At 68.5% G+C, this 24419-nt stretch carries 18 protein-coding genes; 3 read left to right on the top strand and 15 right to left on the bottom strand.

Going from position 1 to position 24419, the window contains the following annotated elements; all coding sequences use genetic code 11:
- Positions 1-37: 37 nt before the first annotated feature.
- The 14 genes from AC3WQM_RS03525 to sctV form a co-directional block, all read right to left on the bottom strand.
- Positions 38-8164 carry a DUF4781 domain-containing protein gene (locus tag AC3WQM_RS03525; protein ID WP_492676958.1) on the bottom strand — a complete coding sequence of 2709 codons (8127 nt, stop codon included), beginning with the start codon at positions 8162-8164 and terminating at the stop codon, positions 38-40.
- Between the two features lie 63 nt (positions 8165-8227).
- Positions 8228-9259, bottom strand: coding sequence for an EscU/YscU/HrcU family type III secretion system export apparatus switch protein (locus AC3WQM_RS03520; RefSeq protein WP_489056635.1), 1032 nt, complete (start codon positions 9257-9259; stop codon positions 8228-8230).
- Between the two features lie 8 nt (positions 9260-9267).
- Positions 9268-10050: a type III secretion system export apparatus subunit SctT gene (gene sctT / locus AC3WQM_RS03515; RefSeq protein WP_099789444.1), complete on the bottom strand. Its 783-nt coding sequence runs from the start codon at positions 10048-10050 to the stop codon at positions 9268-9270.
- A gap of 21 nt (positions 10051-10071) precedes the next feature.
- Positions 10072-10560: a serine kinase gene (locus AC3WQM_RS03510; protein WP_492676957.1), complete on the bottom strand. Its 489-nt coding sequence runs from the start codon at positions 10558-10560 to the stop codon at positions 10072-10074.
- On the bottom strand, positions 10557-11903 hold the full coding sequence (locus AC3WQM_RS03505) for a FliI/YscN family ATPase (RefSeq protein ID WP_492676956.1): 1347 nt from the start codon (positions 11901-11903) through the stop codon (positions 10557-10559). Before AC3WQM_RS03505 ends, AC3WQM_RS03510 begins: the two co-directional genes overlap by 4 nt.
- Positions 11900-12538 (bottom strand): type III secretion system stator protein SctL, encoded by a 639-nt coding sequence (sctL, locus tag AC3WQM_RS03500; protein WP_492676955.1) that lies wholly within the window; start codon positions 12536-12538, stop codon positions 11900-11902. The genes AC3WQM_RS03505 and sctL overlap by 4 nt, the downstream gene beginning before the upstream one ends.
- Positions 12520-13224 (bottom strand): SctK family type III secretion system sorting platform protein, encoded by a 705-nt coding sequence (locus tag AC3WQM_RS03495; protein ID WP_492676954.1) that lies wholly within the window; start codon positions 13222-13224, stop codon positions 12520-12522. The genes sctL and AC3WQM_RS03495 overlap by 19 nt, the downstream gene beginning before the upstream one ends.
- 6 nt (positions 13225-13230) lie before the next feature.
- Positions 13231-14040: a type III secretion system inner membrane ring lipoprotein SctJ gene (sctJ, locus tag AC3WQM_RS03490; RefSeq protein WP_492676953.1), complete on the bottom strand. Its 810-nt coding sequence runs from the start codon at positions 14038-14040 to the stop codon at positions 13231-13233.
- Between the two features lie 7 nt (positions 14041-14047).
- Positions 14048-14461, bottom strand: coding sequence for a hypothetical protein (locus AC3WQM_RS03485; protein ID WP_489056630.1), 414 nt, complete (start codon positions 14459-14461; stop codon positions 14048-14050).
- A gap of 55 nt (positions 14462-14516) precedes the next feature.
- Positions 14517-14723, bottom strand: a complete 207-nt coding sequence (locus tag AC3WQM_RS03480) for a hypothetical protein (protein WP_021004014.1) — start codon at positions 14721-14723, stop codon at positions 14517-14519.
- Positions 14724-14866: 143 nt separating this feature from the next.
- Positions 14867-16057: an FHA domain-containing protein gene (locus AC3WQM_RS03475; RefSeq protein WP_492676952.1), complete on the bottom strand. Its 1191-nt coding sequence runs from the start codon at positions 16055-16057 to the stop codon at positions 14867-14869.
- 20 nt (positions 16058-16077) lie between these two features.
- Positions 16078-17856, bottom strand: a complete 1779-nt coding sequence (gene sctC, locus AC3WQM_RS03470; protein ID WP_492676951.1) for a type III secretion system outer membrane ring subunit SctC — start codon at positions 17854-17856, stop codon at positions 16078-16080.
- Positions 17853-18119: a type III secretion system export apparatus subunit SctS gene (sctS, locus tag AC3WQM_RS03465; protein ID WP_099789463.1), complete on the bottom strand. Its 267-nt coding sequence runs from the start codon at positions 18117-18119 to the stop codon at positions 17853-17855. The genes sctC and sctS overlap by 4 nt, the downstream gene beginning before the upstream one ends.
- A 42-nt stretch (positions 18120-18161) precedes the next feature.
- Complete coding sequence (gene sctV / locus AC3WQM_RS03460) at positions 18162-20237, bottom strand: type III secretion system export apparatus subunit SctV (protein WP_489056627.1); 2076 nt, start codon at positions 20235-20237, stop codon at positions 18162-18164.
- A 323-nt stretch (positions 20238-20560) separates the two neighbouring features.
- Between sctV and sctQ the strand changes: the two genes are divergently transcribed.
- The 3 genes from sctQ to AC3WQM_RS03445 all read left to right on the top strand — a co-directional run bounded on the left by sctQ (position 20561) and on the right by AC3WQM_RS03445 (position 23181).
- Complete coding sequence (gene sctQ / locus AC3WQM_RS03455; RefSeq protein ID WP_492676950.1) at positions 20561-21694, top strand: type III secretion system cytoplasmic ring protein SctQ; 1134 nt, start codon at positions 20561-20563, stop codon at positions 21692-21694.
- 2 nt (positions 21695-21696) lie between these two features.
- On the top strand, positions 21697-22356 hold the full coding sequence (gene sctR, locus AC3WQM_RS03450; RefSeq protein ID WP_099789470.1) for a type III secretion system export apparatus subunit SctR: 660 nt from the start codon (positions 21697-21699) through the stop codon (positions 22354-22356).
- A 135-nt stretch (positions 22357-22491) separates the two neighbouring features.
- The gene (locus AC3WQM_RS03445; protein WP_492676949.1) at positions 22492-23181 is read left to right on the top strand and encodes a DJ-1/PfpI family protein; all 690 of its coding nucleotides are present in this window, start codon (positions 22492-22494) and stop codon (positions 23179-23181) included.
- Here AC3WQM_RS03445 and AC3WQM_RS03440 read toward each other — a convergent pair.
- Positions 23178-24179: a GlxA family transcriptional regulator gene (locus AC3WQM_RS03440; RefSeq protein WP_492676948.1), complete on the bottom strand. Its 1002-nt coding sequence runs from the start codon at positions 24177-24179 to the stop codon at positions 23178-23180. The genes AC3WQM_RS03445 and AC3WQM_RS03440 overlap by 4 nt on opposite strands.
- Positions 24180-24419: the final 240 nt, after the last annotated feature.

The following is a 24419-nucleotide window of genomic DNA, read 5'->3' as shown; positions in this document are numbered from 1 at the left end:
GGGAGTCGAAAGGCAGGCACCCGGCGTGTGGCGCGGTTCAGGTGGCCGGCCTCTGTCCGACCTCGATCTGCCAGCCGTTGAGCAGCGTGTCCGGGTCGCCCGCGACGTTGCTGGCCACGCCGTCCATGAGCCGCCTGTCGAAGCGCGGGTTCAGGTTGAAGAGCTGCGACAGGGCCTCGTCGATCACACGGACCTCCCCGCCCTCGCGCCGGGCTTCGCCGAGTTGAAGCGGCGTGAGCAGCGTCTGCTCGTTGTGCTCGGAGATGCCCCAGAGCGTGGCGGTGTCGGGGTCGTTGCCGTCGACGGTGACGAGGATGGGCGTGGGCTTGGGCGGCGTGGGCGTGGGGGTCTTGTCCGGCGGCGGCGAGCCCTCCGTCTTGCCAGGCGGCGGCGGGCTGACCGATGCCGACGCACTGGGTGTTGGCGTGCTGCCGGATGCCGAGGCGCTGGGCGTCGGCACCGGTTGGTCGGGCCTGGACGGGTCTTGCGCGAACAGTCCCGTGCCCCAGTCCCAGCCTTTCTGCAACCAGCTGCTCTGCTTCTCCTCCTTCTTGTCGGAAGCCAGCTTGGCTATCACGATGACTGCAGGAACGACCACCATGGAACCAATCGCGCCCCACTTGAGTGATTTGGTGAGTGTCGGAGCAGCACCATTGCGAAACTTCGGAATCTGCTGCAAACCAATCCACGCGCCTGTGAGTCCGGCTTGGGTCCAGGACAAGGTAGCGAGCCCTGTCATTCCCGACTCTTGCAGAGAGAGTCCAACAGCGATGGCCCGAAGAACGCTCGCTCCGCCCGAGTAATCGCGGAACGTATTCCACCAGGATTTGTTTTTCTGAGCCTCCGTCAGACGCTTGACCGAATCCAGATCCGGGTTTTCTCTGGCGTATTCATCGATCGATTTGTTGACTGCATCGGCTTCCTTCTTGACCTCCGCTTTGATGGTGTCGAGTTTCTCCACCTTGTTGTTGTAGACGTAGTTCGAGAACAAGGAAATGCTCGCAAAGCTGTCGGAGATGTTGCCCGCGAACGTCCGGATTGAATCCCCCGCAGCCAACGGCTTGAGGAGGGAGCCGAGAAACACATTCGTGCTCAGGGCAATGGTCCCGCGCCGACTGAACTTGCCGAGACGCGTGCTGGGCGAGTTGGTGCTTCCGCTCAGGTCCTCCGCCTTCTTCGGATCGATGATCGGTTTCTTGTCGTGGGGGAACATTTCCAGCAGCTTGTCATAGAGCTTCGTGTGCGCCTCGCGCATTGCCGCGCGCGTCTCGACGGAGTTCTTGAACTTTGCGTGAACCTCGGGAACCGCCCGCAGCAATTGGGCTTCGGGCGTAGTGGCGGGCAGCGCCGGATCGACGGCTTGCTGCAATTCGTCGGAACTCATCCTGTCGATGCGCACCAGCAGCTCATCGCGAATTCTGGAAATTCTCACGCCGCCAAACTCTCCTGCCGAATCGCTCTTCAGCCGGACCAGGAACTCGTCCACGCCCGGCACATCCTTCAGATAGCCTTCGGGCAACAGTGCTTTGGGGTTGTCGTCGGCCGAACGGATGGTGTGCAGGCGAAAGTCCTTTTCCGAAGGGCCGCCCGTCACTTTTTCTCGTGCCTTCTTGAAGGCGGTGCCCAGTGCCAGAACGGTATCCACATCGCGTGCGAGAGACGTCTTCTTCGCCTCGTCCATGATCTTGTCGCCGCGCCAGCCACTGCCCTTGATCACCTTGCCAAGGATGTCCTTGGCCTTGGTTGCGTCGCCGAGCGTGGCGGCAGCCATTGACTCTTTCATCCGCTGGGGCCCGGTGAGATACGCACCGCGGCCAAAGGCGGAGAACCCATAGGTCAGGCTGCCAACGACCGGATGTCCCGCGGCGGCCGCAGGGAGGCCGAACACGGGCTTCAGCACTTCAACCCCGGCACGAGCGCCGGCGCTCAACAAGGTCGTCATCCTGGCGTTGATGACCGAACTCTTCGTGCCTGTCGAAACCTGGACCTTCACGCCCTGCTTCCAACTGGGGGTCTGCGTGATCGCGGCCAGCGTCGCGGCGTCCCTTGCATTGGGAATGCCGATCGGCATCAACTGCCCATCGGCGCCGACGTGGACGGCGCCCATGATCTCGTCGGCGCCCACCTTGCGGCGCGCTCCGAGCGGCACCTTGTCGGGGTCGGGTCGCACACGGTGAATCCAGCCACCGCCCTCGCGTTCCATGGCGGCCTTGGCATCGGCGAAGTTGTCGTAGGTCCTGCGGCCCGGCACGCGCACACCGGCCTGGCTGCCGTAGATCGTCTCGCCCGGTGCCAGCTTCGAGAGCACGAAGCTGTCGGCCGAACCGGGCACCGGATCTTCGATCAGCGATGCGGTCACCGCGGCTTCATCGGCGGAGGGTTGCAGCGGGAGCAGCGTCGAATCCGGGTCCGCCGCCGCTCGCTGCCTTGCAAACAGGTCGCCGACATGCGCGGCCGTGCCTTCCCAGTCGGGGTGGCCCGACGTGGTCGGCGGCTTGGGCACGCCGTCCGCATCGAAGCCCGGCCGCCCGCCAGCGGCCGGCGTGCCCGCCAGCCGGCCCTGCGGACCATCGGCCGGCACCTTGTCCGCAGAGGCGTCGAGAAAACGCGCCATCCGCGGGCCCGACAACACGGTCTGGTCGACCCGGGGCTGGCCGCCTTCATGCGTCACCATCACCTTGACGTCGGCGGCGTCGAAGCTGTCGACCAACCTTCCGGCTTGGGCATCGACGAGTTCCGTGCGTCCACCGCGCCGCACGAAATTGACGACATGGGCCTCTGCGTTCGGGTCGCCCATGAAGACGAAGCCGCGCGAGCCGTCCGGCAGCGCCGACATCGCGGCCCCCGCCTCTCGCGAACTGCCGAACGATGAAAGGGGCGCGTCGCCGTACAGCGCAAGGATTTGCGCCCAGGTCTTCGGTCCCGAAGGAACGGCCTGCATCTTGATGCCGGGCGCACTCAGCATCCGGTCGAAGGTGACGGCACTGTTGACGCAGTTGGTGTCGGAGCCGGTCGGATTGATGTCCCGCGCCAGCGGGACCGCGTCGCCGTGGGCCACGCGCCAGGCATGGCTGCTGCCGCCGGTGTTCCCGGCCACGCGCTGGCGCTCCAGCGCGGCACGCTGCGGTGCATTCGCCGCGGGGCCCTTGTCGTTGGCCGCCGTTGTCGCCCGCTGGACGTCGGGCCTGCGCGCCGAGGCGGGCATCGCGCCGCCACTCGTACCGGGGTCGTCGCTGGAACGTCGCAAAGCGAGCGAAACCACCGGGTTCAGCGCGGTGTCGGCGGGCACCTCCGCCACCGGCTTCGATGGCGCCTTCGTGACGGGCGCATCGACCCCGACGGGCGGTGTCGCGCGCACCGGTGGCACTCGCCCACCGCTGTTCAACGGGGCGACAGGGGCATTGACCGGGGCGTCGGCCGGCAGCGACGAGGCTTCGCGGAAGTCGGTCAGGGCATCCTTCTTTCCGGCGGCCGGCAGCAGGTGGGCGGGCGTGCGCGCGTTGCCGGATGCCGCGACATCCCCGCCCGGCGTCCCGTTCGTCACGTGGCTGGCGGGCACGACGTCAGGGCCGCCCTTGCCGGCAAGCCACGTCTTGACCGCGTTGTACCCACCCTGAGTGCCGCGCACAGCCACCCCCGTGGCAAAGCCGCCCGCGTTCAGGCCCAGCATGCCCAGCTGCTGGTTGCGCTCGGAGGGGGTCATGTGGTCCCAGTTTTCCATCAGATAGCGTGCGCCTTCCTCGAAGGCATAGACACTGCCGACGGTCAGTGGCACCGCCGCCGTCGAGGCGGGCTTTCCCCAGGCCTTGGCGCTCTGCAGGTAGCGATTGGCATCCGCGAGGTGGCCTTCGGCCGCCGCCCCTGTGGCGCTGTTCGCCGACTTGAGGGCCCTGCCGGCGCGCACCGTCTGCATGGCCGCCCGGGCGGATGCACCGACCACCGGAACGCTGAATGCGGACAAGCCCAGATTCAACCAGTCCATCCGTGCCTGCGTGTTCGTGAAGGGATTCACGCTCTGTCCGTGGTCGGCCTGCCGGACCAGGCTTTGCCGCGAGGTCTCGACGCCGTAGCCGGCCGTGAGCACGGTGAGCGAGCCTGCCGCGAGCATCATGCCGGGGCCCACCAGCGTCCCGAACGAGCCCACGGTCAGCACCACGCCCGCGACGAGCCCGACACCGCCCGCGATCCAGTCGAGCTTGTAGCGGCGCCGCGCGGATTCAAAGTCGGTCTCGGTGCGCGCGTCGCCGCTGAACAGCTCGACGTTGCCCTTGTCGTCGACCGAGAACTTGCCGTCTTTCGCCGTCACGAGGTTGACGTCTTCCACCGGCAGGCTGTTGTTGGCCCGGTAGTCGTCGAGATCGTCGTAGCGCCAGCCTTGCTCGTCGACGAATTTCACCTGCCCCGGCTTGTCCCGGCTCTCCACCTTGAACAGGGCCGTCTTGACAATGCCCCCCTTGTCGCCGTCGAGTGCATAGACCACCGGGAGCACCGTCACGCGGGCCTTGTCGCCGCCGGTCTCCACCAGCTTGTCCACCGCCTTGTCCAGCATCTCCCGCTGTTCCTTGGGCAGGTTGCCGAACAGGTTCTGGGTCTGGCGGATCCTTGCGTTGTCCGCGGCGGTTTCGCCGTCGAGCGGTTTTTCGGGGCCCCAGCCCAGTGCCAGCGCCACCTCGTTCTCCAGGTGCAGGCGGCTTTGCATCTGCATCGGCTCGGGGCCGTATTGCAGATAGTGGCTGTTGATGATGGACTGCGCCATCACCTGCGGATTTTTCTCGAACAGGCTGTAGAGCGAACGCGGATCCTGGAACTTGTCGGGCGTGAGGTTCTGCGAAATGAAGCTCTTCTCGCGCGCGATCGCACTGTCCGCCGCGCCAGCCACGTGGTTGACGTCGGCGACATTCATCTGGAGCCTGGCATCCTGCAGCGCCGTCCAGGTGGCCGAGCCGGTCTCGGCCAAGGTCGGGTTCGCGCTCTTCCATTGGTCGTGGGCCGTCTGTGCCAGGCCCAGATCGCGCTTCGCGGTGTCGACCAGAAACTTGTTGCGCGAATCGATCCAGTCCTTGCGTGCCAGCTCCGCCTTGTCGCGCGACTTGTCGGCCGTGACCGTCGGCAACTCGGCATAGCAATACGCGGTGCGCCCCGCGCGTTCGTCGGCTTGGTAGATCTGGCGATTGCGGTTGTCCGTCTGCCAGGCGAGCATGGCATTCACCGCCGTCTGCTCGTTCTGGGCGATCTGCACGCGCGACTTGGCGTCCGCGAGATCGTTGCCGAGCCTGGTGCGGTCGCCGGTCGCTGCGTCGTAGGCCGTCTGGGCCTTGTCCCTTGCGGCAATGGCATCGACCACGCCCTGGTCCACGGTCTTCTTGCGCGGCCCCAGGTCTTCGTTCATGCGCAGGGTCGGCACGGGCTTTCCGTCGGGCCCCGGCTGCGGCAGCGCATTTTCCGCAGGCGGTGCTTCTGCCGCCGCCTTGGCCAGTGCGCCATTGACTTCGTTGCGGGCGTCGTTGGCTTTCGCAAGCCGCCCGCCGCCCGTGTCCGAGGTCTGCCACACGTGGGCGGTGACAGGGTTCATTTCATAGCTGCCCGCCTTCACCACGAAACTGCGCTTGCGTCCATCGACGGGCGACTCCTGCAGACCCACGACCTTGGAGTCCTTCTTGAACGTGACGATGTAGCCGCCACCACAAGGGTTGAGCTCGATCTTCACGTCGTCCGGCGAGATGCCCTTCGGCAAGGTCTTGGGATCGGCCTTGCCGTCGGCGCCGCGCCGGATCCCCGCCGTCGGGTCGTAGTTCTGGGGATAGACGTCGCCGCTGTGGGTCTCCCCGTCCTGGACGTACATCTCCAGTTGGGGCTTGGCGAATGTCGTCTTTTCCAACCGGTATTGCGCTGCCCGAAAGTCGCGCTTCGCGTCGATCAGCTCGATCTGCGTTTCCTTGTCGCGCACCGTGAGCTTCAGGGTGTCGAGTTCGCCCAGCACCTTGTCGCGCGCCGCCTCTTCCTCGGGCGTCCTGGGCTGCGGGAGCTTGCGGTATTCCTCGTCCTTGGCCTTGAACGCGTTGCGCGCGTCGGGCAATTGCTTGTCGCGCAGGTCCTTCTCCTGCTCCGGGGTCATCGAAGGGGTCCACGCAACGTCCTGGCTCTGCGCCTTGCGCGCCGCCTCGCGCAGCGTTTCGAGCCGGGCCTCGTCCACCGGCTTGCCGGCCGCCTGGTCGCGCTCGGCGCCGCGCAGTTCCTGCATCGCCTTCATGGCGTTGAAGGCGGCTTGCGCGGTGTATTGCTTCTCGACCAGCTCACCCAGTTGCAACGGCGTGGGGGGCGTGGCCACCGGCCCGACGAAGCCCGCAGGGCGCGGTCCCGCATCGACGTTGGCATAGGCGGCGGCCAGTGCCTTGTTGGCATCCAGGAGGCGGTTGTTGATCCCGTCCGCGTCGGCATAGCGGGACGCATCGAGCTTGGGCGCGCTGCCGTCGGCAGCGGGATACAGGTCGTTCACGACGCCGCGCAGCGCGTTGTCGGTCTGGCCGACGCGCGCCGTGGCCGCGTCGCGTTTTTCCTTCGCGGCAAACAGGCGGTTCGTGATCGGGTCCAGCTCCGTTTTCTTGTTGCCATCGACGTAGTAGCGCTTGCCGTCGATCAGCTGGACCTTCTTGCCCTCTTCGCTGTCGGGCTTGGCCCGGAACGCCGGGTCGTAGCCCTCCATCCTGACGGTCTTGGTCGTCTCCTTGCCGCCGTCGCGCTCGGTCACTTGATAGGTGCCGGGCCGCTTTGCGGCTTCCGCGTTCCACGCCGCTTCCGCATCGGTGTACTCCGTCGCGGCGTCGCGCAGGTCGACCTTGGCAGCCTGGTCGTGCCGGAAGGCATGGATGTGACGCTGCGCCCCCTGCGCCTCGCGCAGCGCGGTGTCGGCCTCATCGATCTTCTTCTTGTCGCCACCGGCCAGCGCCTTCTGGTACTTCTCTCCGAAGTCCTGGACCTGCAGATCGGCCGCGCGCGCTTCGTAGTCGGTGTTGACGGCACCGAAGACTTCGGCCTTGGGGTCGGTGCCTGTCGGATCGTCCGGGTGGTGGCCGCCGAAGGTCTCGACCAGCCCTTTGTATTTCGCCGCCGCCTGGTCCGATGCGGCGCCAAGCTGCGCCGCTTTGGCCCGTGCGTTTTCCCGGGCCGTGAACCGGCTGTCGCTGGTGATCGGACCGTCGCCGTACGCCGCGGCATCCGCCTTGGCCTTGGCTGCCGCATCCGCCGCCTTGCCCGCCTCGGTGCGTGCATCGGCAATCTGCTGCTTGCCGGACTGGTTGACGTCGTACTGCTCGCTGCGCAGTTGCCGAACCTCGGGTGACTCGGCCTGCACGCTGTCGCGCACCTCCGCAACGCTCTTTGCCATGTCCTTGGGCACGAACAGGCCGCCTGCCACGACCTCCTTGTTGACCCGTTCCCCTTCCTGGGCGATGGCTGCCTGCGGGTCCTTGCCCTGGGCCTGCGCCTTCAGTCCGGCCGTGCGCATGTCCTGCTGGGCGGCTTCCAGCCAATCGCTGAACGCTGCGTTGCGAGCACTCTCCTGCGCCGGGGTGGCCTTGTCGCCCTTCGCTTGCGCATCGAACACAGGCCTGGCGGCATCCTGGAGCTTCTCGAGGGCGGCCTTGGTTCCTGCGCTGGGCGGTGGTGGCGGCTCGGCGCCCGGTTGAGCCGCCGGTGTTTCGTAGAGTGCATTGAGTTTCTGCGCCGCGGTCACCTCGCTCTGCGCGGCGCGCGTCGCATCCGATGGATTGCCCTTCGCGCGGCTCTGGCACACGTCGTCCAGCTTGCTGGCCGCCAGGGTCGACTCCTTGCTGCTCAGATTGGAAGCGGCCTCTTTCTTCAGCGCATCGAGTTCGTCGGTCTTGGCCTGGGCGCGCGCCTTCTGCGCTTCGGCCTGGTCGGCCTCGGCCTTGCTCTGCGCAGCCTTGAGCTCGGCCGCTTCGGCAGCCTTTCTTTGCGCCTCCGCTTTCTTGCGGGCCTCTTCCGCCAGGCGCAGGGCCTCGGCCGCCTTGCGCGCGGCCTCTTCGGCGAGCCGGCGTGCTTCGGCTTCGGCCGCGCGCCGCGCGTCTTCGGCGGCACGCGCGGCGGCCATCTGATCGAGGACGGACTGCGATGGGCCTGAAGAAGAAACGGCAGCTGCGACCATGGGACCTCCGAAAATGAACGGGTTCAGACAAAGAAGAAAGACGACGGGTGCGCGGCCATGGCGTCACCCCTGGCCCTGCGCCCAGCGCAGGAGCGTGGCCACGGGCGCATACAGCGAGCGCGGAATCGGCTGGTCGACCGGCACCTCGGCATAGATGCGCTCGGCCAGCGACGGCTCGAACTCCATCGGCACCAGGCCCTCGCCGGCAAAGCGGCGGATCTGCGCGGCCACTTCGCCCTCGCCGCGCGCGATCACGCGCGGCAGGTCGGCCTCGCCCAGGTACTGCAGGGCCACGGCCGTGCGGGCCGAATGGATCACGGCCGAGGCCATGCGCACCCGGTCGCCCAGGCTGGCGTACACGGCCTCGAAATGGGCGGAGCGGCGGCGCGACTGATTGATCGGGTCGCCCTCCACTTCCTTGTATTCCTGGCGGATGTCGTCGATGGACATGCGCTGCTGCTTCATGAACTCGAAGTGCTCGTGCGCGTAGTCGACCGCAGCCATGAGTGCGTAGATCACCACGGCCCAGCCGAAAGCCACGAGCACCATGTGGGCCGAGGCGGTCATGATCGCGGCCGGAGTCGCGTGGCCGAGCTTGAGCGAGGTGTCGACGAAGCCGCGCACCACCACGAACATCAGGCCCGCGAGCAGCGCGGTCTTCACGCTCATCTTCAGCAGGTTGATGAGGTTGCGCGTGGAAAAGATGCGCTGCAGGCCCTGCGCCGGGTTCATGCGGCTCACGTCGGGCTTGAGACGTTCCCACGCGGCCACGCCGCCCACCTGGGCCAGCGATCCGACGATGCCGGCCACCGCCGCGATGGCCGTGACGGGCAGCGTGCCCCACACCAGCGCCGCGCCGGTGTGCAGCAGCAGCTCGGCAAAGCGGTCGTCGGGCTGCGTGAGCAGGCTGGTGCTGGTGGCGTGCAGCCACAGCTCGCGCAGCAGGCTGTAGATGGCGCCGCCGCCCAGCCACATGCAGACCACGACCACGGCGAACACGAGGGTCGAGGCCACGTCGTTGCTGAACACCACTTCGCCGCGCTTGCGCGCATCGCGCAGGCGCTTGGGGGTGGGGTCCTGGTCTTTCTCGGCCATGGCGTGCGCTAGAGCGTGGCCCGCAGGAAGTCGAGCACGCCGTTCTCGGGCCGCAGGAATTCCTGCAGCGACTCGTACACGAAGAAGACGAACAGCAACATCATCAGGTGCGCCAGCAGGCTCTTGAGCGGCTGCGAGAACACGAACACGTTGAGCTGCGGTGCCACGCGGCTGATGAGGCCCATGCCCAGCTCCACCAGCAGCAGCACGAACACCACCGGCGACGCGAGCTTGACGATCCACAGGAACAGCGTGTCGCCCTGGCGAACGGCGAACTGCTCGATCACCAGGCCCAGGTTCGGAAAGAACGAGGCCACGGGCCACAGCCGGTACGAATCGACGATCACGCCCAGCATCGCGAGCAGCCCGCCGGCCGAGACGAACAGCGTGATCACCATCCAGCCGAGGAACTCGCCCGTGGGGCCGTTCTCGTGGCCCGCCACGGGGTCGAAGAACGAGGCGTTGCTGGAACCGGTCTGGAAGTCGATCAGGTCGCCCACGCTCTGCACGGCCCAGATGAAGATGCCGAAGCCCAGGCCCAGCATCAGGCCGATGAAGGCCTCCTTGCCGGCAATGAGCACCCAGGTGCCGATGGAGGCCACCGGCATGTCGCCCGCCACCGGCGACATGAAGAGCGCGAGCAGCAACAGCAGGCCGTTGCGCACGGTGCCGGTGATCATGCCGCCCGACAGAAAGGGCACGACCGCGAAGATCGCGAACAGGCGCGGCAGCGTGAGCACCACCGACGAGAAGAATTTCTCGATGCTGGCCAGTTCGATGGTGGGGTCCATGGGCTGTGCCTGTCCTTCCGCCTAGGCCGGGCGCCGCGCGGCCCAGGCCTGCGAGGCGCTTTCCTCGGCCGCCTCGTCCAGCCGCAGGTCCTGCACGCGCAACTGCTCGGTGCGCGCGCGTTGCTGCATCTGCTGCGCCTTTTCCACATCGCCGCTGGCGGCGCGCAGCTTCTGCCGGCTGGCATCGAGCGTCTGCTCGCGCAGTGCATGGGCCTGCCCGGCCTGCGCCGCGCGCTGGCCGGCCTGGGCGATCTGCGCATCGAGCGCGCCGCTCCAGGCGCCGGCATGCCGCAGTTGCGCGACGCTGCATTGCCCGTGCGACAGCGCGCCGACGGTCGACTGCCAGTGCGCCGCCTTGTTCTGCACCTGCTGCTGCTGCCATGCCTGGGCCTGCTGCAGCTCGGCGTGGCTCTGCGCGGCCGCCGCGCGGTCGCGTGCGACGACGCCCATGGCGACGGTCTTCTGGCGCTCGCGCACGCCGACCAGCGTCTTCCAGTCGATGCCGCTCACCGCGTCACCTCTGCGCCCTCGCCCACCTGCAGCAGCTGGGCGAGCGACTGTTCGTAGGGCAGGCTCGCACCCGACGGCTGCGACAGGAACGCGAGCATCGCCGGCCGCGCGCGGATCGCCTCGTCGGCCAGCGCATCGGCGCCGGGCTTGTACTCGCCGATCTGCACCAGCAGCTCCATCTCCTGGTACTTGGCCAGCAGGCTGCGAAAGCGCGCCGCCGCCGCGCAGTGCGCGCGCGAGGCCACCAGCGGCATCACGCGGCTGATGCTGGCCAGCACGTCGATGGCCGGGTAGCGGTTGGCCGCCGCGAACTTGCGCGACAGCACGACGTGGCCGTCGAGGATGGAGCGCACCTCCTCGGCAATGGGGTCGTTCTCTTCATCGCCCTCGGTCAGCACCGAGTACACGGCGGTGATGGAGCCGGTCTTGCCCTGCCCCGCGCGCTCCAGCAGCTGCGGCAGCATCGAGAAGATCGACGGCGGGTAGCTGCGTCGCGTGGGCGGCTCGCCGCTGGCCAGGCCGATCTCGCGCTGCGCGCGCGCAAAGCGCGTGAGCGAATCGACCAGCAGCAGCACCTTCTTGCCCTGGTCGCGAAAGTGCTCGGCGATGGTGGTCGCCACATAGGCCGACTTGATGCGCTCCATCGGCGGACGGTCGGAGGTCGACACCACCATCACCGTCTTCGCCAGGCCTTCGGCGCCCAGGTTGTGCTCGATGAACTCCTTCACCTCGCGCCCGCGTTCGCCGATCAGCGCGATCACGTTCACGTCGGCCGTCGAGCCGCGCGCCAGCATGCCCAGCAAGGTGCTCTTGCCCACGCCGGGCGGCGCGAACACGCCGACGCGCTGGCCTTCGCCCAGCGTCAGCAGGCTGTCGAGGGCGCGGATGCCGGTGGGCAGCGGCGCGTCGATCATGCGGCGCGCCAGCGGGCTCACGGGCTCGCGGTGCACCGGCAGCTGCATGTGGGTCTTCAGCGGGCCGCGTTCATCGATGGGCTGGCCCAGCGCATCGAGCACGCGCCCCAGCAGGCTGGCGCCGACCGGGCACACATGGCCGCGCCCGGTGGGCACCACCTCGGTGAGCGCCGAGATGCCGGTGATCGGCCCCAGCGGCGTGAGGATGGCCGTGTTGTTGCGAAAGCCCACCACCTCGGCCAGCAGCGGCGGCTCGCCCGGTGTGACCAGCTCGCACAGTTCGCCCACGTGGGCCTGGATGCCCGAGGCGTCGATCAGCATGCCGACCGCCTTGCTGACGCGCCCGCGCATGGCCACCGGCGTGACGCGGCCGAAGGCCTGCGCCAGGTCGGCGACGACGCCCAGGGCCGCGTCGGACACCGGGTTCATCGGCCGCCCTCCGCGCCGTCGATGACGCCGCTGCGCTCCACGGCGCGGCGAAAGGCCTCGAGCTGTGCGTCGACGCCGATCTCCAGCACGCCCGATGCGGTCTGCACCACGCAGGCGCCGGCAGGCAGCGCCGCGTCGGCCACGAGGCTCACGGTCATGGTCCAGTTGGCATCGGCGCGCAGCCGCGCCAGCACGTCGCGCAAGGTGGCCTCCTGCGCAGGCGCCACGCGCACGGTGATGAAGGGCTCGTGGCGGATCAGCGTGTCGACGCGCAGCAGCGCCGCCTCGAACAGCGCCGCCGGTTCGGCGTCGGCGACGAACTGGCCCACGGCCTTGACGACGATCTGCGCCATGGACGCGCGCAGCGCATGCAGCTGCCGCTCGCTGGCCATGGTGTCGCTCAGCAGCTGGCTCGCGTACTCGGCCTTGGCGCGCTGCAGGCCTTCTTCGTAGCCCTGCCGGCGGCTGGCCTCGGCGTCCTGCACGGCCTGCTGCACGATGCGCCGCGCCTCGCGCCGCGCGGTATCGACCACGGCCGAGGCGTCGAGCAGCGCGGCGTACTCGTTTTCCTTGAGGACCTTGCGCTCGCTCAGGAGCTGCAGGTTCTCGGTGGTGATCAGAAAAGCCAATCCCATTGGGGCAGTCTTTCGGGAACGATGCACGAGAGCACCAGTTCGTTGAGTTGCCGGGCCTGGGGCCGCTGCAGCAGCGGCACGCCAAGCGTCGAGATGCGCCGCGGCAGCTTGCGGCGCAGGCGATGCAGCACCGCCTCGCCTTCGGCGGCGGCCAGGCCCAGGAGCAGGCGATGGCCCCGGTCGACGACCACCCGGCCCGTGGCCAGGGGTCGCTGCTGCAGCGCGGCGTTGTCCATGTGCAGCTCGGTGAGCTGCGGCACGCGGTCGAGCACGAAGTCCACCGCGTCGGCGTCGAAGCGGCGGGCCTGGCGGCGGATCTGCGCGCCCGCGCCGCCGCGTTGCCTGAAGAGCGGCAGGTGCACGCAGAACCCCAGGTACACGGCGAGCCGGCGCAATGCGGCGGCGTCGAGCAGCGCCAGGCGCTTGAGGCGCGCATCGAAGTTGTAGTCGGCACCGGGGTCGCCCGCCGGTCCCTGTTCGCGCCGCAGCTGGTTGGCGAGCACCGCGCGCCCGCCCTCGCCCAGCCGCGCCAGGCTGCGGTGGCGGGGCGGCCAGTGGGCGGGCAGCCAGCTCGGATGCAGGTCGGCCTCGGGGTGCAGGTTGAAGCGCATCACCAGGCGCACGAGGTCCATCGGGCCGTGCGCAACTTGCGGCGTTTCGGGTGCGGTGACGGGTGATGCAGGCATCGGTGGTCAGCGCCTGAACACCTGGCGGCGCGTCCAGCTGCGCCAGTCCAGCCCCTGCCGGCGCAGCAGCGTGGGCAGCACCATCAGGCAGACCGCGGCCACGAGCAGCAGGCCCAGCAGCACCATCGCGGTCGAGGCCGAGAACAGGCCCAGCACCATCGGCTGGCCCCGACCGCCCTCGCCGCCCGGTGCCACCGCCGCGGGCTTGCGCGCCTCGAACAGCGACAGCGAGACCTGGTCGTGCGTGAGGCCTTCGATGCTGTGCGCCACCATGTCCTTCACGGCCGGCGCCAGCAGGCGGATGTCCACGTCGGACCGGTGCTTGATGAACACCGCCGCCGACGAGGGGCGCAGCTTCTCGCTCAGCGGATCGTTGGCCGGAATCACCACGTGCACGCGCGCGGACACCACGCCGTCGACATGGCGCAGCGTCTGCGACAGCTCCTGCGAGATGGCGTAGATGTAGCGCATGCGCTCCTCGGACGGCGTGGACACCAGGCCCTGCTTCTGGAACACCTCGCCCATGGTGGCGAAGCGCTCGTTGGGCAGGCCCTGCGCGCGCAGCACGTCGAGCGCGGCGCCCATGCGGCCTTCGTCGACCTCGACCTGCCAGTTGCTGCCTTCCACGCGGCTCTTGGACGCGTCGATGCCTTCGGCCGACAGCGCGGCGACGATCTCGTTGGCCTCCTGCTCGTTCAGGCTGGAATACAGGCCGACCTTGCAGCCGCCCAGCGCCAGCAGCAGGGCCAGCGCCGCAAGCCATCGGCCGCGGCGCGAAAAAATGGAAAGGGAAAGGGGGTGACGCAGCGGGTTCACGGCATCCTCATTGCTGGTTCTTCAGCAAGGTGCCGAACAGGCTGGTGGCGGCGCTCGCCAGGCCCGTGGAGATGTGCATCTTCGCGAACATGGTGTGGGCCTCCATCGAGTGGTCGGTCATCGCGAACATGGTCTTGATGGGGTCGGACATGTCGATCGACTCGAGCATGCTGCGGCGCATTTCCTCGTAGGAGCGCACGTTGCCCGAGAACTGCGCCGCGAGCGCCTTGGCGGCGTCGCCGAGTGCACTGGGCGCGGCCACGGAAGACGGCGGCGCCTGCACGCCCTGCATCATGTTGGCGAACATCCGGGTCTCGCCCGGATCGAAGCGCGAAGCGTGGGCGGCCTGCTGCGGCGCCGCCGGCCCGGACACGTCGGCCGGTGGTGCGCCCGCAGCGACCAGCGCGGTGGGATCGGTCATGGTTCACCTCCTGGGGAAAAGGCCGCGCGATGCACCGGGCACCGCGCGGACCTGCTTACGAGGACTTGGCCGACTGGCGGATGTCGTTGCCGGTGGACTTGGCCACCTCGCCGCCCGCGGCGCTCGCACCGTTGACCGTGTGCGCGGTGGAAGCCGCGCCCTGGATGCTGGTGGAAGCGGCCATGCTGGCCGACATCAGCCGGGCGTTGTCCGCCGCGGCCTGGTTCATCTGCTGGATAGAGCTGTCAACTGCGCCTGCCATATGTATCTCCTGGTCAAGTGGAACGATTCACGAGGGTTGAAGCGCTCCGTCCCGGCGGGACGAAGCCATTCCATGCGGCGCACGAACGCGTCGCCGCATGAAATCGGGGGTGCGCGTGGTGCAGGCTGCGTGGGTCCATGCCTTCATCTCGCGCGTCTGTTGTTGTTGCCGGTGTCGGGCACGCCGCCGCTGAGCACCAGCCCGTCGGCGTCGATGCGCTTGAGCTCGGCGCCCGAGCGCAGCACCGAGCCTTCGTAGTAGCGGTTGCCGTTCGACAGCTGGATATGGCGCAGGCCGTTGCCGTCCTCGGTGATGCTCACCATGCGCGCGGGCAGCACGCTCTGCCAGCCGTCCCACTGGGCGCGGATGTCGGGCTCCTTGGCCTCGACGGCGGGCTTCTCGCGGTACTGCACCTTGTCGGACACGAGCACCGAGGGATGCAGGTCTTCGCTCAGGCGCCGGATCTTCTGGCGCACCGCCGCGTCTTCCACCGTGCCGGACAGCACCAGCCGGCCCTGCCCCGTGTAGGTGACGGCCACGCCGGGATCGGCCACGTAGCGGCGCGCCTGCTCGACCATGTCCTCGGCCGAATGCACGTTGACGCTGACCTTGCTGCCGAAAGGCGCCATGGCCTGCTGCAGGGCCTGGCGGCGCTGCTTCGACTCCACGTACCCCTTCACGCCGAGCAGCCCGCCCTGCGCGGCCACCACCTCGACCTCGGGGAACGGCACGAGGGCCTTCTCCACCTCGGCCAGGTTGACGCTGCCCTTGGCGCGCGCACCCGCGCCCGCATCGCCCAGCGATACGGCGGCCAGCCCGACCACGGCCAGCAAGGCCATCACGCCGCCCACCCAGTAGCCCAGGCGCCGCGACGACGGCACGGGCTGGCCCACTGGCGCGCCCTCGCCGGCCTGCGCCTCGCGGGCCGGGGCGAACATGCGGTCTTCGCGCGCGTTGGCGGTGTAGCTGCGGTCGAGCTGGAAGTCGATCTGGCCCAGGCTCACGACATCGCCCGCCACCACGCTCTTGCGCGGCTGCTGCATCTCTTCGCCGTTGAGCCGCGCCGAGGCCGTGCCCAGGCGCTGCATCGACACCACCAGCTCGCCGACGGTGAAGGCCAGGTGGCGCGGCAGCACGTCGCCGCCGGGCAGCATCACTTCGCAATCGCCGCCGGAGCCCAGCACGTTGAGCCCGGGCTTGAGCGCGATGGTGCGGCCCTTCACGGCACCGCTCAGGAAGCGCAGGCACCAGCCTTCGCCCAGGGCCGGGCCGGGCCGCGGGTCTTGCGCAGCCTCGCCGTCACTGCTGGCGTGACTGCCGTTGTCGAGGGACATGTCTTCGGTGTCGCGCACGTTCAGCCTCCCACCGATGCAGGGGGCGGCAGCGGCAGCGACGGCACGTTCGCCGTGGCGCCGGGCACCACGAGGCGCGGCGTCAGCAGGTAGAAGCGTTCCATGTTGGCCTGCTTCTTCTCGGTCGAGCGGAAGAGCCCGCCGACGCCGGGAATGTCCTTCAGCAGCGGCACGCCCGTGACGGCATTGGTCTTTTCTTCCGACGAGTAGCCGGCGATCAGCAGGCTCGAGCCCTCTTCCACCAGCGCCTGCGTGTTGACGGTGCGGCGGCGCACGATCGGGATCTTGTCGACCGACATCGGGCTGAGGTCGCCGTCGACGATGTCGATGGACATCATCACGCCGCGGCTGGCCTTCTCGTCGATGACCAGCGGCGTCACCCGCACGGCGGTGCCGGCGGTGATGCTGAACAGGCCCGCGTCCTGGAAGCCGTCCACCCGCACATAGAACTCGCTCAGGTTCTCCAGCACGGCCTCGGTGTTGTCCAGCGTCATCACCTTGGGGCGGGCCACGAAGTTCGCGTTGCCGTTGGTGGCCAGCGCCGTGACGCGGGCCAGCAGGTAGTTGCGCGCGCTGTTGCCGATGGCAGCGGTGAGCATGCCGCCCAGCGGCGTGAGCGGGTTGCCCGTGCCGTCGAAGCTGCCGATCTGCCCGGCCTCGCTGCCCGTGCCGCCCCAGGTCAGCTGACCGCGGTCGCCGCGCCCGGTCTGGAAGTCGGCATGCCGACCGTGCAGGCGCCAGTCGATGCCCAGGCTGCTGAGCGTGTCGGAGCTGATGTCCATGATGGTCACCTCGATCTCGACCAGGCGCGGGCGCACGTCCATCGATTCGATCAGCCGGGCGTACTGCGCCATCTTGTCGGGCATGTCGCGCACCAGCACGGCGTTCATGCGCGTGTCGGCCTGGAACTGCGGCAGCTCGCCGCCGACGATGCTCGACATGCCGCCCAATGTCGCGCCGTCGCTGCCACCGCCGCCCGCACCGGCGATCTCGACCTTCGGCGCGTTGATGGTTTCGCCGCTGCGCAGCTTGATCTGCCGGTTCGGCCCGAGCGACATGCCGCCGCTCATGCCCCGGCCGCCGCTGCTGCCCGACGACGCATTGCCGGTGCTGCGCCCGTAGAGGCTGCGCAGCACGTTGGCCACGCCGGGAATCACCGTGTCCTTGCCGGAGCGGTTGATGCGGAAGTCGGCGGCCCAGGCGTACTTGAGCGGGAACAGGCGGATCTCGGCGCCCTCGGCCATGGCGCTCTTCTGATCGGCCAGCTTCACGGCCTGGCGCACCATCTCCACGTAGCGGCGCGGACCGGTGACATACACGCTGGCATCGCGCTCGCTGATGCTCAGCGGATAGCGTTCGTCGGAGATGTGCAGCCGCACCAGCGTCTCGGCGATGCGCCCCGCGTTCTCGCCGGCGATGGGCAGCACCTCGCTCTTGGCGTCGGCCGCCAGGTCGACGAAGAGGAACGCGCCGTCGAAGTACCAGGTGAGGCCGTTGACCGAGCACACGCTGTTGAGGATGCCCAGCGCCGGCCCGGCGAACTTGCCGCTGATGACGCCGGCTACCTTGGGGTCGATCACCGCCGTGACGTTCTGCGACGACGCCAGCTCGCGCAGGAAGTCGGGCAAGGGCTTCTCGTTGGCGACGATCTGGAACGGCCGGTTGTGCCAGCGCAGCTCGGCAGCCTGGCTGTGCTGGTGCGCGGCCAGCAGCACCAGCGCGGCGCAGCCGAACAGCAGGAAGGCCCGCTGGCGCAGCAGGTTCAGGTGCGCGGCGATCACGGCAAGGAACTCAGTGTCTGCAAGGCGCGTTCGGCGAAGCGCATCACGTCGCGCCCCAGCCAGCCCGCCGTGGCGATGATCGCCACCATCACCGCGATCAGCCGGATCGACTGGCCGATGCTCTGGTCCTGCACCTGCGTCACGGCCTGCAGCACCGCCACCACCAGGGCCGTGAGCGTGGCCACCGCCACCACCGGCAACGAGATCCACAGCACGAGGAGCAGCCCCTCGCGCGTGATGTCCAGGATGTTCTGCGGTGTCATGGTGCTTCTTGGGGAGTGCCACGGAAGGCAAGGAAAAGTTCATCAATGGGCTTGCGGATTCGTGACCCAGCCCACCGGCTGCAGGGCCACGTCTTCGTCGACTTCCTGGTAGGACAACACGGGCAGCAGCGGCGCCACCGGCTCGATCAGCGTCTTGATGTAGCGGCGCACGTCCGACGAGGCGATGGCCACCACGCGCGTCGCGGCCGAGCCGAGGATGCGGCGCACCTGCTCGCGGATGTCCTGCGTGACGGCCGGGCTCAGCAGCAGCAGGTTGCCGCGCGGCGAACGTTCGATGGCGTTCTGCACGCGCTCCAGCAGGCTGGACTCGAACAGGATGGCCTCGAGCTGCCGGTTCGGCCCCACGTAGCGGCTGGTGATGTAGCGGCCCAGGTCGATGCGCACCAGCTCGGTCAGCGCGATGGCGTCTTGCTCCTTCGGTGCCCAGATCGCGAGGCACTCGAAGATGGCGTGCAGGTTGCGGATCGGAATGCCCTCCTGCAGCAGCCGGCGCAGCACCTCGGCGATGCGCTGGCTCGAGGCCACGCGCGACACCTCGGCCGCCAGCTCGGGCGCATCGCGCTGGACCGAATGCAGCAGGCGCTGCACTTCCTGCAGGCCGATCAGCTGGCGCACGTTGCGGCGCACCGCGTCATCCAGGTGCAGGCCCACCACCTCTTCGTTGTTCCAGCTCTTGAAGCCGGAGGCTTCGCCCGGCGCCCACACCACGCGCGTGAACGGACCGAAGGGCTCGGCCACTTCGGCGCCGGCCGGTGGCGCGGCGGCCTCGGCCGGATCGAGCATGCGCCAGCCCGGGCGCAGCGTGCCTTCGGTCACCGCCACGTCGTGCACCAGCACCTGGTAGCCATGCACAGGCAGGCCGTCCGCATAGGCCACCTGCAGGCGCGGGAACACGGGGCCCAGGTCGGACTCGACCGCGGTCTTCACCGTGGCCAGTTGCTGGTCGAGCGCATGGCGGTCGACGCCGCCGCGCAACCGGCTCGACAGGCGCACCGCCAGCGGCGCGGCGATGGCGTGGTCGCCCTCTTCGTCTGCCTGCGAGGCCTCGCCTTCGCGGTGCGAGATCCAGCCCGGCGTCTGGTTCTTCTGGCGCAGCATGCGCACCGCGAAGCCCAGCCCCAGCAGCACGGCCGCGAGCAGGCCGAACACCCACTTCGGAAAGCCCGGCACCAGCAGAAAGCTCGCCACCGCCAGGCCCGCGATGATCAGCGCGCGCGGGTGCGCCATGAGCTGCTGGCCGATCTGGTTGGCGAGCTGCGTGTCGCGGCGCTCGCCGGTGCTCACGCGCGTGATGACGATGCCGGCCGCGATCGACACCAGCAGCGACGGAATCTGCGACACCATGCCGTCGCCCACCGTGAGGATCGCGTAGCGCTGCAGCGCGGCGCCCAGGCTCATCTCGTGCATCAGCGTGCCGATGGCGATGCCCGCGAGGATGTTCACCAGCGCGATCACGATGCTCGCGATGGCGTCGCCCTTGACGAACTTCATGGCACCGTCCATCGCGCCGTGCAGCTGGCATTCCTGCTCCAGCATCTGGCGGCGCTTCTGCGCCTGCGCGGACGAGAGCACGCCGGCGCGCACGTCGGCGTCGATGCTCATCTGCTTGCCCGGCATTGCATCGAGCGCGAACCGCGCCGCCACTTCGGCCACGCGCTCGGAGCCCTTGGCGATCACGATGAACTGCACGATCGCGATGATGAGAAACACCACGCCGCCGACCACCACGTTGTTGCCGACGATCAGCTTGCCGAAGGTGTCGATGATGTGGCCCGCATTGGCATGCAGCAGGATCAGCTTGGTCGATGCGATGTTCAGCGCCAGCCGAAACAGCGTGGTGAACAGCAGCAGCGACGGAAAGGTGGAGAGCGACAACGCTGAGGGCACGTACATCGCCACGATCAGCAGCACCAGGCTGATGGCCAGGTTGCTCGCGATCAGCAGGTCGAGCAACGGCGTGGGCAGCGGCAGCACGAACAGCGCGACGATCACCACCAGCAGGCCTGCGAGCAGCAGGTCGTTGTAGCGGCCCGCACTGCCCAGCAGGTCGCGCACACCGCCACGGTAGGTTGAAAGTGATCGCGGAGAACTCGCCATTGCTACTTTTCTACTTTTGTCTTGCGGTGTGTTCGGCATGACGGGCGATGCCGTTTGCATCGCTCGCCACACCCTCGTCGAACGTGAGGGATGTCACGTCGCGTCGGACTCTATGCGCCGCCATCCATTCACGGCAACCACGAGTTTTCGTAGATGCCTTCGGTGTGTGGCGCGCGCGGCACTACGTGTTTGCGGACTACCTGCGCGAGAGGCCTCTGGCTAAGCTGCCGGTCCCGATGCGAGCTGCCTCGCGTTGCTTCAAGGCATGAAGACAGTGACAAGACGTAGGACCGCCCGCACCGCCATGTCGAACGAAAGCGTGCATGCCGAACACAGGCGCTGAATCGGTGACCGAGCTCGGCGAAGCCCGCGCATTGCCGCGCGCCGATGCCGCGAACGTGCGCGCACTCAATCGCCTGTATGCCGCACCGCCGCTGCCCGAAGCCGTGTCGGCGCGCGGCACGCGGTATGCCATCGGCTGGCACCACGACGCAGTGCTCGGCCACACCGCACACGAGAGTTATCGCTTCAGGCTCGGCGCGCACGTGGGCCACCTCGCACTGGATGCGCCGAGCCTGCAGCTGCTGCTGGGCGAGCGCCGCATCGACCTGCTGCCGCGCGACCTGCGCTACATCCTGCTGGCCGATGCACTGCATCCGGTGATCGACGCGCTGGAGAAAACACTGCGCCTGCATTTCGAATGGCAGCCTTCGGAAACCGAAGCGCGCGACGCGCAGGAGCGGCGCGAGCACAGCACCGCGTCGCGCGTGCACTGCGACCCCGAGCGCGCTGCGTTCTTCACTGCCACGCCCACCGAGGGCGGCGCGTTGCTGCGCGGCTTCGTGCAGTTCGAGGATGCCGCCACGCTCGACACGCTGGTGCCCATGCGCGACGCCACGCACCGCCACAACGCGCATGCGGACGAGGCCTTCGACGCCTTGCGCCTGCCCGTGAACTTCAGCCTCGGCAGCACGCCGATCCAGCTGCGCGAGATCCGCAGCATCCGCCCCGGCGACATCGTCGGCATCGAGCAATGGCGCTCCTCGGGCGCCGCGATCGTGGTCACGGCGGAACTGGGAGGCCCCGCGGGGCGGCATCTCTCGGCCTTTGCCGAGGGCTCGCGCATCACCGTTCAGCAATCGAGAGACAGTGCCATGAAGCCAGACTCCCCCACCCCGGCCGCGCCCACAGCGGGCGTCGCGGACAACACCCATTTGCCGATCGACCGGCTCGATGCGCTGGAGGTGACGCTGCGCTTCGAGGTCGGCGACCTGTCGCTGTCGCTGGGCGAACTGCGCAGCATCCGCGCCGGCCATGTGTTCGACCTGGGCCAGCCGCTCAACCGCAGCCCGGTGCGCATCCTGGCGCACGGCAACGTGCTGGGCAAGGGCTACCTCGTCGCGGTGGGCGACCGTCTCGGCGTTCGCGTGTCGGAGTTCGCCCCCGGCGAAGTCTGAGCATGCAAGGCGGCCTTCCCGAACCCCTCACGCTGGTCGCGCTCATCGTCGCCTTCGGCATCGCGCCGTTCGTGGCGCTGATGGTGACCAGCTACACCAAGCTGGTGATCGTGTTCGGCCTGCTGCGCACCGCGCTGGGCCTGCAGCAGACACCGCCCAACATGGTGCTCAACGGCATCGCGATCATCCTGTCGGTCTACATCATGGCGCCGGTCGGCATGGACATCGGCGATGCGCTGCGCGGGCGCACCTTCGGCGCCAAGGGCGAAGGCCTGGGCGACATCATGGCCGTGGTCGATGCGGCCAAGGCGCCGGTGAAGGAGTTCCTGCAGAAGCACACGCACGAGCGCGAGCGGCAGTTCTTCCTGAAGTCGGCCGCCAACATCTGGCCCAAGGCGCGCGCCGAGCAGCTGAGGGACGACGACTTCATGGTGCTGGTGCCGAGCTTCACGCTCAGCGAACTCACGCGCGCCTTCCAGATCGGTTTCATCATCTACCTGGTGTTCGTGGTGGTCGACCTGATCGTCGCCACCGTGCTGCTCGCGCTGGGCATGTCGATGATCTCGCCCACCACCATCTCGCTGCCCTTCAAGCTGCTGCTGTTCGTGATGCTGGACGGCTGGACGCGGCTGGTGCACGGGCTGGTGCTGTCGTACCGCTGAGACTGCAGCGCAGCGGCGCGCCCACTGGGCCTTGGCTGTTTTTGACGCAGGGTTGGCATCGCGGCCCAGGGGTGCGCGTGCCATGATTTTGGCCAGCCCTTTCGGGCTCCCCCTTCTCTTCGTCAAAGGCCAACGATGCGCATCCTCGCCCTGCTCTTTCCCCGCTTCACCGCCATCGACCTGATCGGCCCGGCCAATTGCTGGGGGTTGATTCCCGGCGCGCAGTTCCAGTTTGCCGCCGCGCAGGCGGGTGCCCTGCCCATGGACTTCGGCGGACCGCACGCGGACATCGTGGCCACGCACGACTTCAGGACATGCTGGCAGGACCCCGATGTGCTGCTCGTGCCGGGCGGCGGCAGGCCCGCATTCGAGGCACTCGACAACGACGCCTACCTCGACGCAGTGGCGCGCATCGGCGCCCGGGCGGGCTGGGTGACCAGCGTCTGCAACGGCTCGCTGCTGCTGGGCGCGGCCGGGTTGCTCAAGGGCTACAAGGCGGCCTGCTACTGGTACTCGCGCGACTACCTCGAACTGTTCGACGCCCAGCCGGTGAACGAGCGCATCGTCATCGACCGCAACCGCGCCACGGGCGGCGGCATGACGGCCGGCGTGGATTTCGGCCTGCACATGATCGGCCAGTGGGCCGGTGCACCCAACGGCGCGCTGACGGAGCTATTGATGGAATACGCACCCCAACCGCCCTTCGGTTCGGGCCGGCCCGAGATCGCTTCGCAGGAGACGCTGGCGACGGCACGCGGCATCCTGCAAGGAGAAATGCCCAACGACCTCGTGGCACAGGCGGCTCGCCGGCGCGGCTTTGCCTAGTTGAGCGCAACGGCGGTTCCGACAGCTTCCGAGTGCCGGTAGCTGTCCGGCCCGACGCCCAGCACGCGCACGAACGAGCGCCGCATGTTCTGCTCGTCTCCGAATCCGCAGTCGCGCGCGATCTTCTTCAGGCTCAGCGTCGGCTCGGCGAGCGAGCGCAATGCGGCCTCGATGCGGAAGGCCTCGATCGTCTTGGCCGGCGTGCGACCGACCTGCTCGGTGTAGCGGCGCGCAAAGGTGCGGGGCGCCATGCCCACGCAGTCGGCCAGCGTTTCCACGCTCAGCTCGTCGGCCAGGTGCTCCATGAGCCATGCGTGCAGCTTGCTGAAGCCGCGATCGCCCGCGATCTGCGACGACAGCGCCGCCGAGAACTGGGACTGGTGGCCCGGGCGCTTGAGAAAAGTCACGAAGGAGCGCGCGGCTTCCATCGCGATCTCGTAGCCGTGGTCTTCCTCGAGCACGGCCAGCGCGAGGTCGAGCCCGGCGGTGAAGCCGGCCGACGTCCACAGTTCGCCGTCGCGCGAGTAGATGTGGTCGGCCTCGATGCGGCCCTGCGGATAGCGCTCGGCCATCACCCGGGCGGCCTGCCAGTGCGTGGTGACCCGCTTGTTCGTGAGCAAGCCCGCTTCCGCCAGCAGGAAGGTTCCGGTGCAGATGCCGCAGATGCGGGGCACCTGGCGGCCTTCGCGCGCCAGCCATGCCACCAGGTCGGCGGGAATCGGCGGGTCCGCGGGCGGCCCGCCGCCGGGCACGACCAGGGTGCCGATGCGCTCGGTGGCGATCTGCGACAAGGGCTCGGTGGCCATGCAGATGCCCGATGACGTGCGGATCGGCTGGCCACCGATGGACGCGATCGCGATGCGGTAGCCCGGCGTGGCGCTGCCGAGAAAGTAGCGCGTCGCCATGGCAAAGACATCGGCGGTGCCGGTGATGTCGGAGGCCGTCACCTCGTCGAACGCGAGGATCACCACGAGGTGGCTGTCGGCGGGGTGTGTCATCGAGGTGCTCCAGGGAGCGCAGCGCCGATCGGAGGGGCCGGGCCGCGCGTGCTTTCGGATCGTACGTGCTGCCCCGCGGGAACGCGAGAGGGGCAGGCCCCGGCCTGCCGTCGCGTGTGGTCGATGGCCGGAATTGACAGCAGTTTGTCTGTGCGCGGGCGCCCCGCCTCTCTACGCTGACCGTCCGTCATCCCGTGAGAGTGAGCCCGCTTCATGACCGCCCTTCATCCGCACGCCGCA

It is taken from the genome of Variovorax sp. FW301-JW7 (genome assembly GCF_058788795.1).
The sequence above is the reverse complement of the archived record's forward strand: the minus strand, read 5'-3'. Positions and strand labels throughout refer to the sequence as shown.

Coding starts and splice junctions, on each gene's coding strand:
- sctR (WP_099789470.1), top strand. CDS start 21,697: ATGCAAGGCGGCCTTCCCGAACCCCTCACGCTGGTCGCGCTCATCGTC.
- AC3WQM_RS03480 (WP_021004014.1), bottom strand. CDS start 14,723: ATGGCAGGCGCAGTTGACAGCTCTATCCAGCAGATGAACCAGGCCGCG.
- AC3WQM_RS03445 (WP_492676949.1), top strand. CDS start 22,492: ATGCGCATCCTCGCCCTGCTCTTTCCCCGCTTCACCGCCATCGACCTG.
- sctS (WP_099789463.1), bottom strand. CDS start 18,119: ATGACACCGCAGAACATCCTGGACATCACGCGCGAGGGGCTGCTCCTC.
- AC3WQM_RS03505 (WP_492676956.1), bottom strand. CDS start 11,903: ATGAACCCGGTGTCCGACGCGGCCCTGGGCGTCGTCGCCGACCTGGCG.
- sctT (WP_099789444.1), bottom strand. CDS start 10,050: ATGGACCCCACCATCGAACTGGCCAGCATCGAGAAATTCTTCTCGTCG.
- AC3WQM_RS03485 (WP_489056630.1), bottom strand. CDS start 14,461: ATGACCGATCCCACCGCGCTGGTCGCTGCGGGCGCACCACCGGCCGAC.
- sctV (WP_489056627.1), bottom strand. CDS start 20,237: ATGGCGAGTTCTCCGCGATCACTTTCAACCTACCGTGGCGGTGTGCGC.
- sctQ (WP_492676950.1), top strand. CDS start 20,561: ATGCCGAACACAGGCGCTGAATCGGTGACCGAGCTCGGCGAAGCCCGC.
- AC3WQM_RS03520 (WP_489056635.1), bottom strand. CDS start 9,259: ATGGCCGAGAAAGACCAGGACCCCACCCCCAAGCGCCTGCGCGATGCG.
- AC3WQM_RS03440 (WP_492676948.1), bottom strand. CDS start 24,179: ATGACACACCCCGCCGACAGCCACCTCGTGGTGATCCTCGCGTTCGAC.
- AC3WQM_RS03525 (WP_492676958.1), bottom strand. CDS start 8,164: ATGGTCGCAGCTGCCGTTTCTTCTTCAGGCCCATCGCAGTCCGTCCTC.
- AC3WQM_RS03475 (WP_492676952.1), bottom strand. CDS start 16,057: ATGTCCCTCGACAACGGCAGTCACGCCAGCAGTGACGGCGAGGCTGCG.
- AC3WQM_RS03495 (WP_492676954.1), bottom strand. CDS start 13,224: ATGCCTGCATCACCCGTCACCGCACCCGAAACGCCGCAAGTTGCGCAC.
- sctL (WP_492676955.1), bottom strand. CDS start 12,538: ATGGGATTGGCTTTTCTGATCACCACCGAGAACCTGCAGCTCCTGAGC.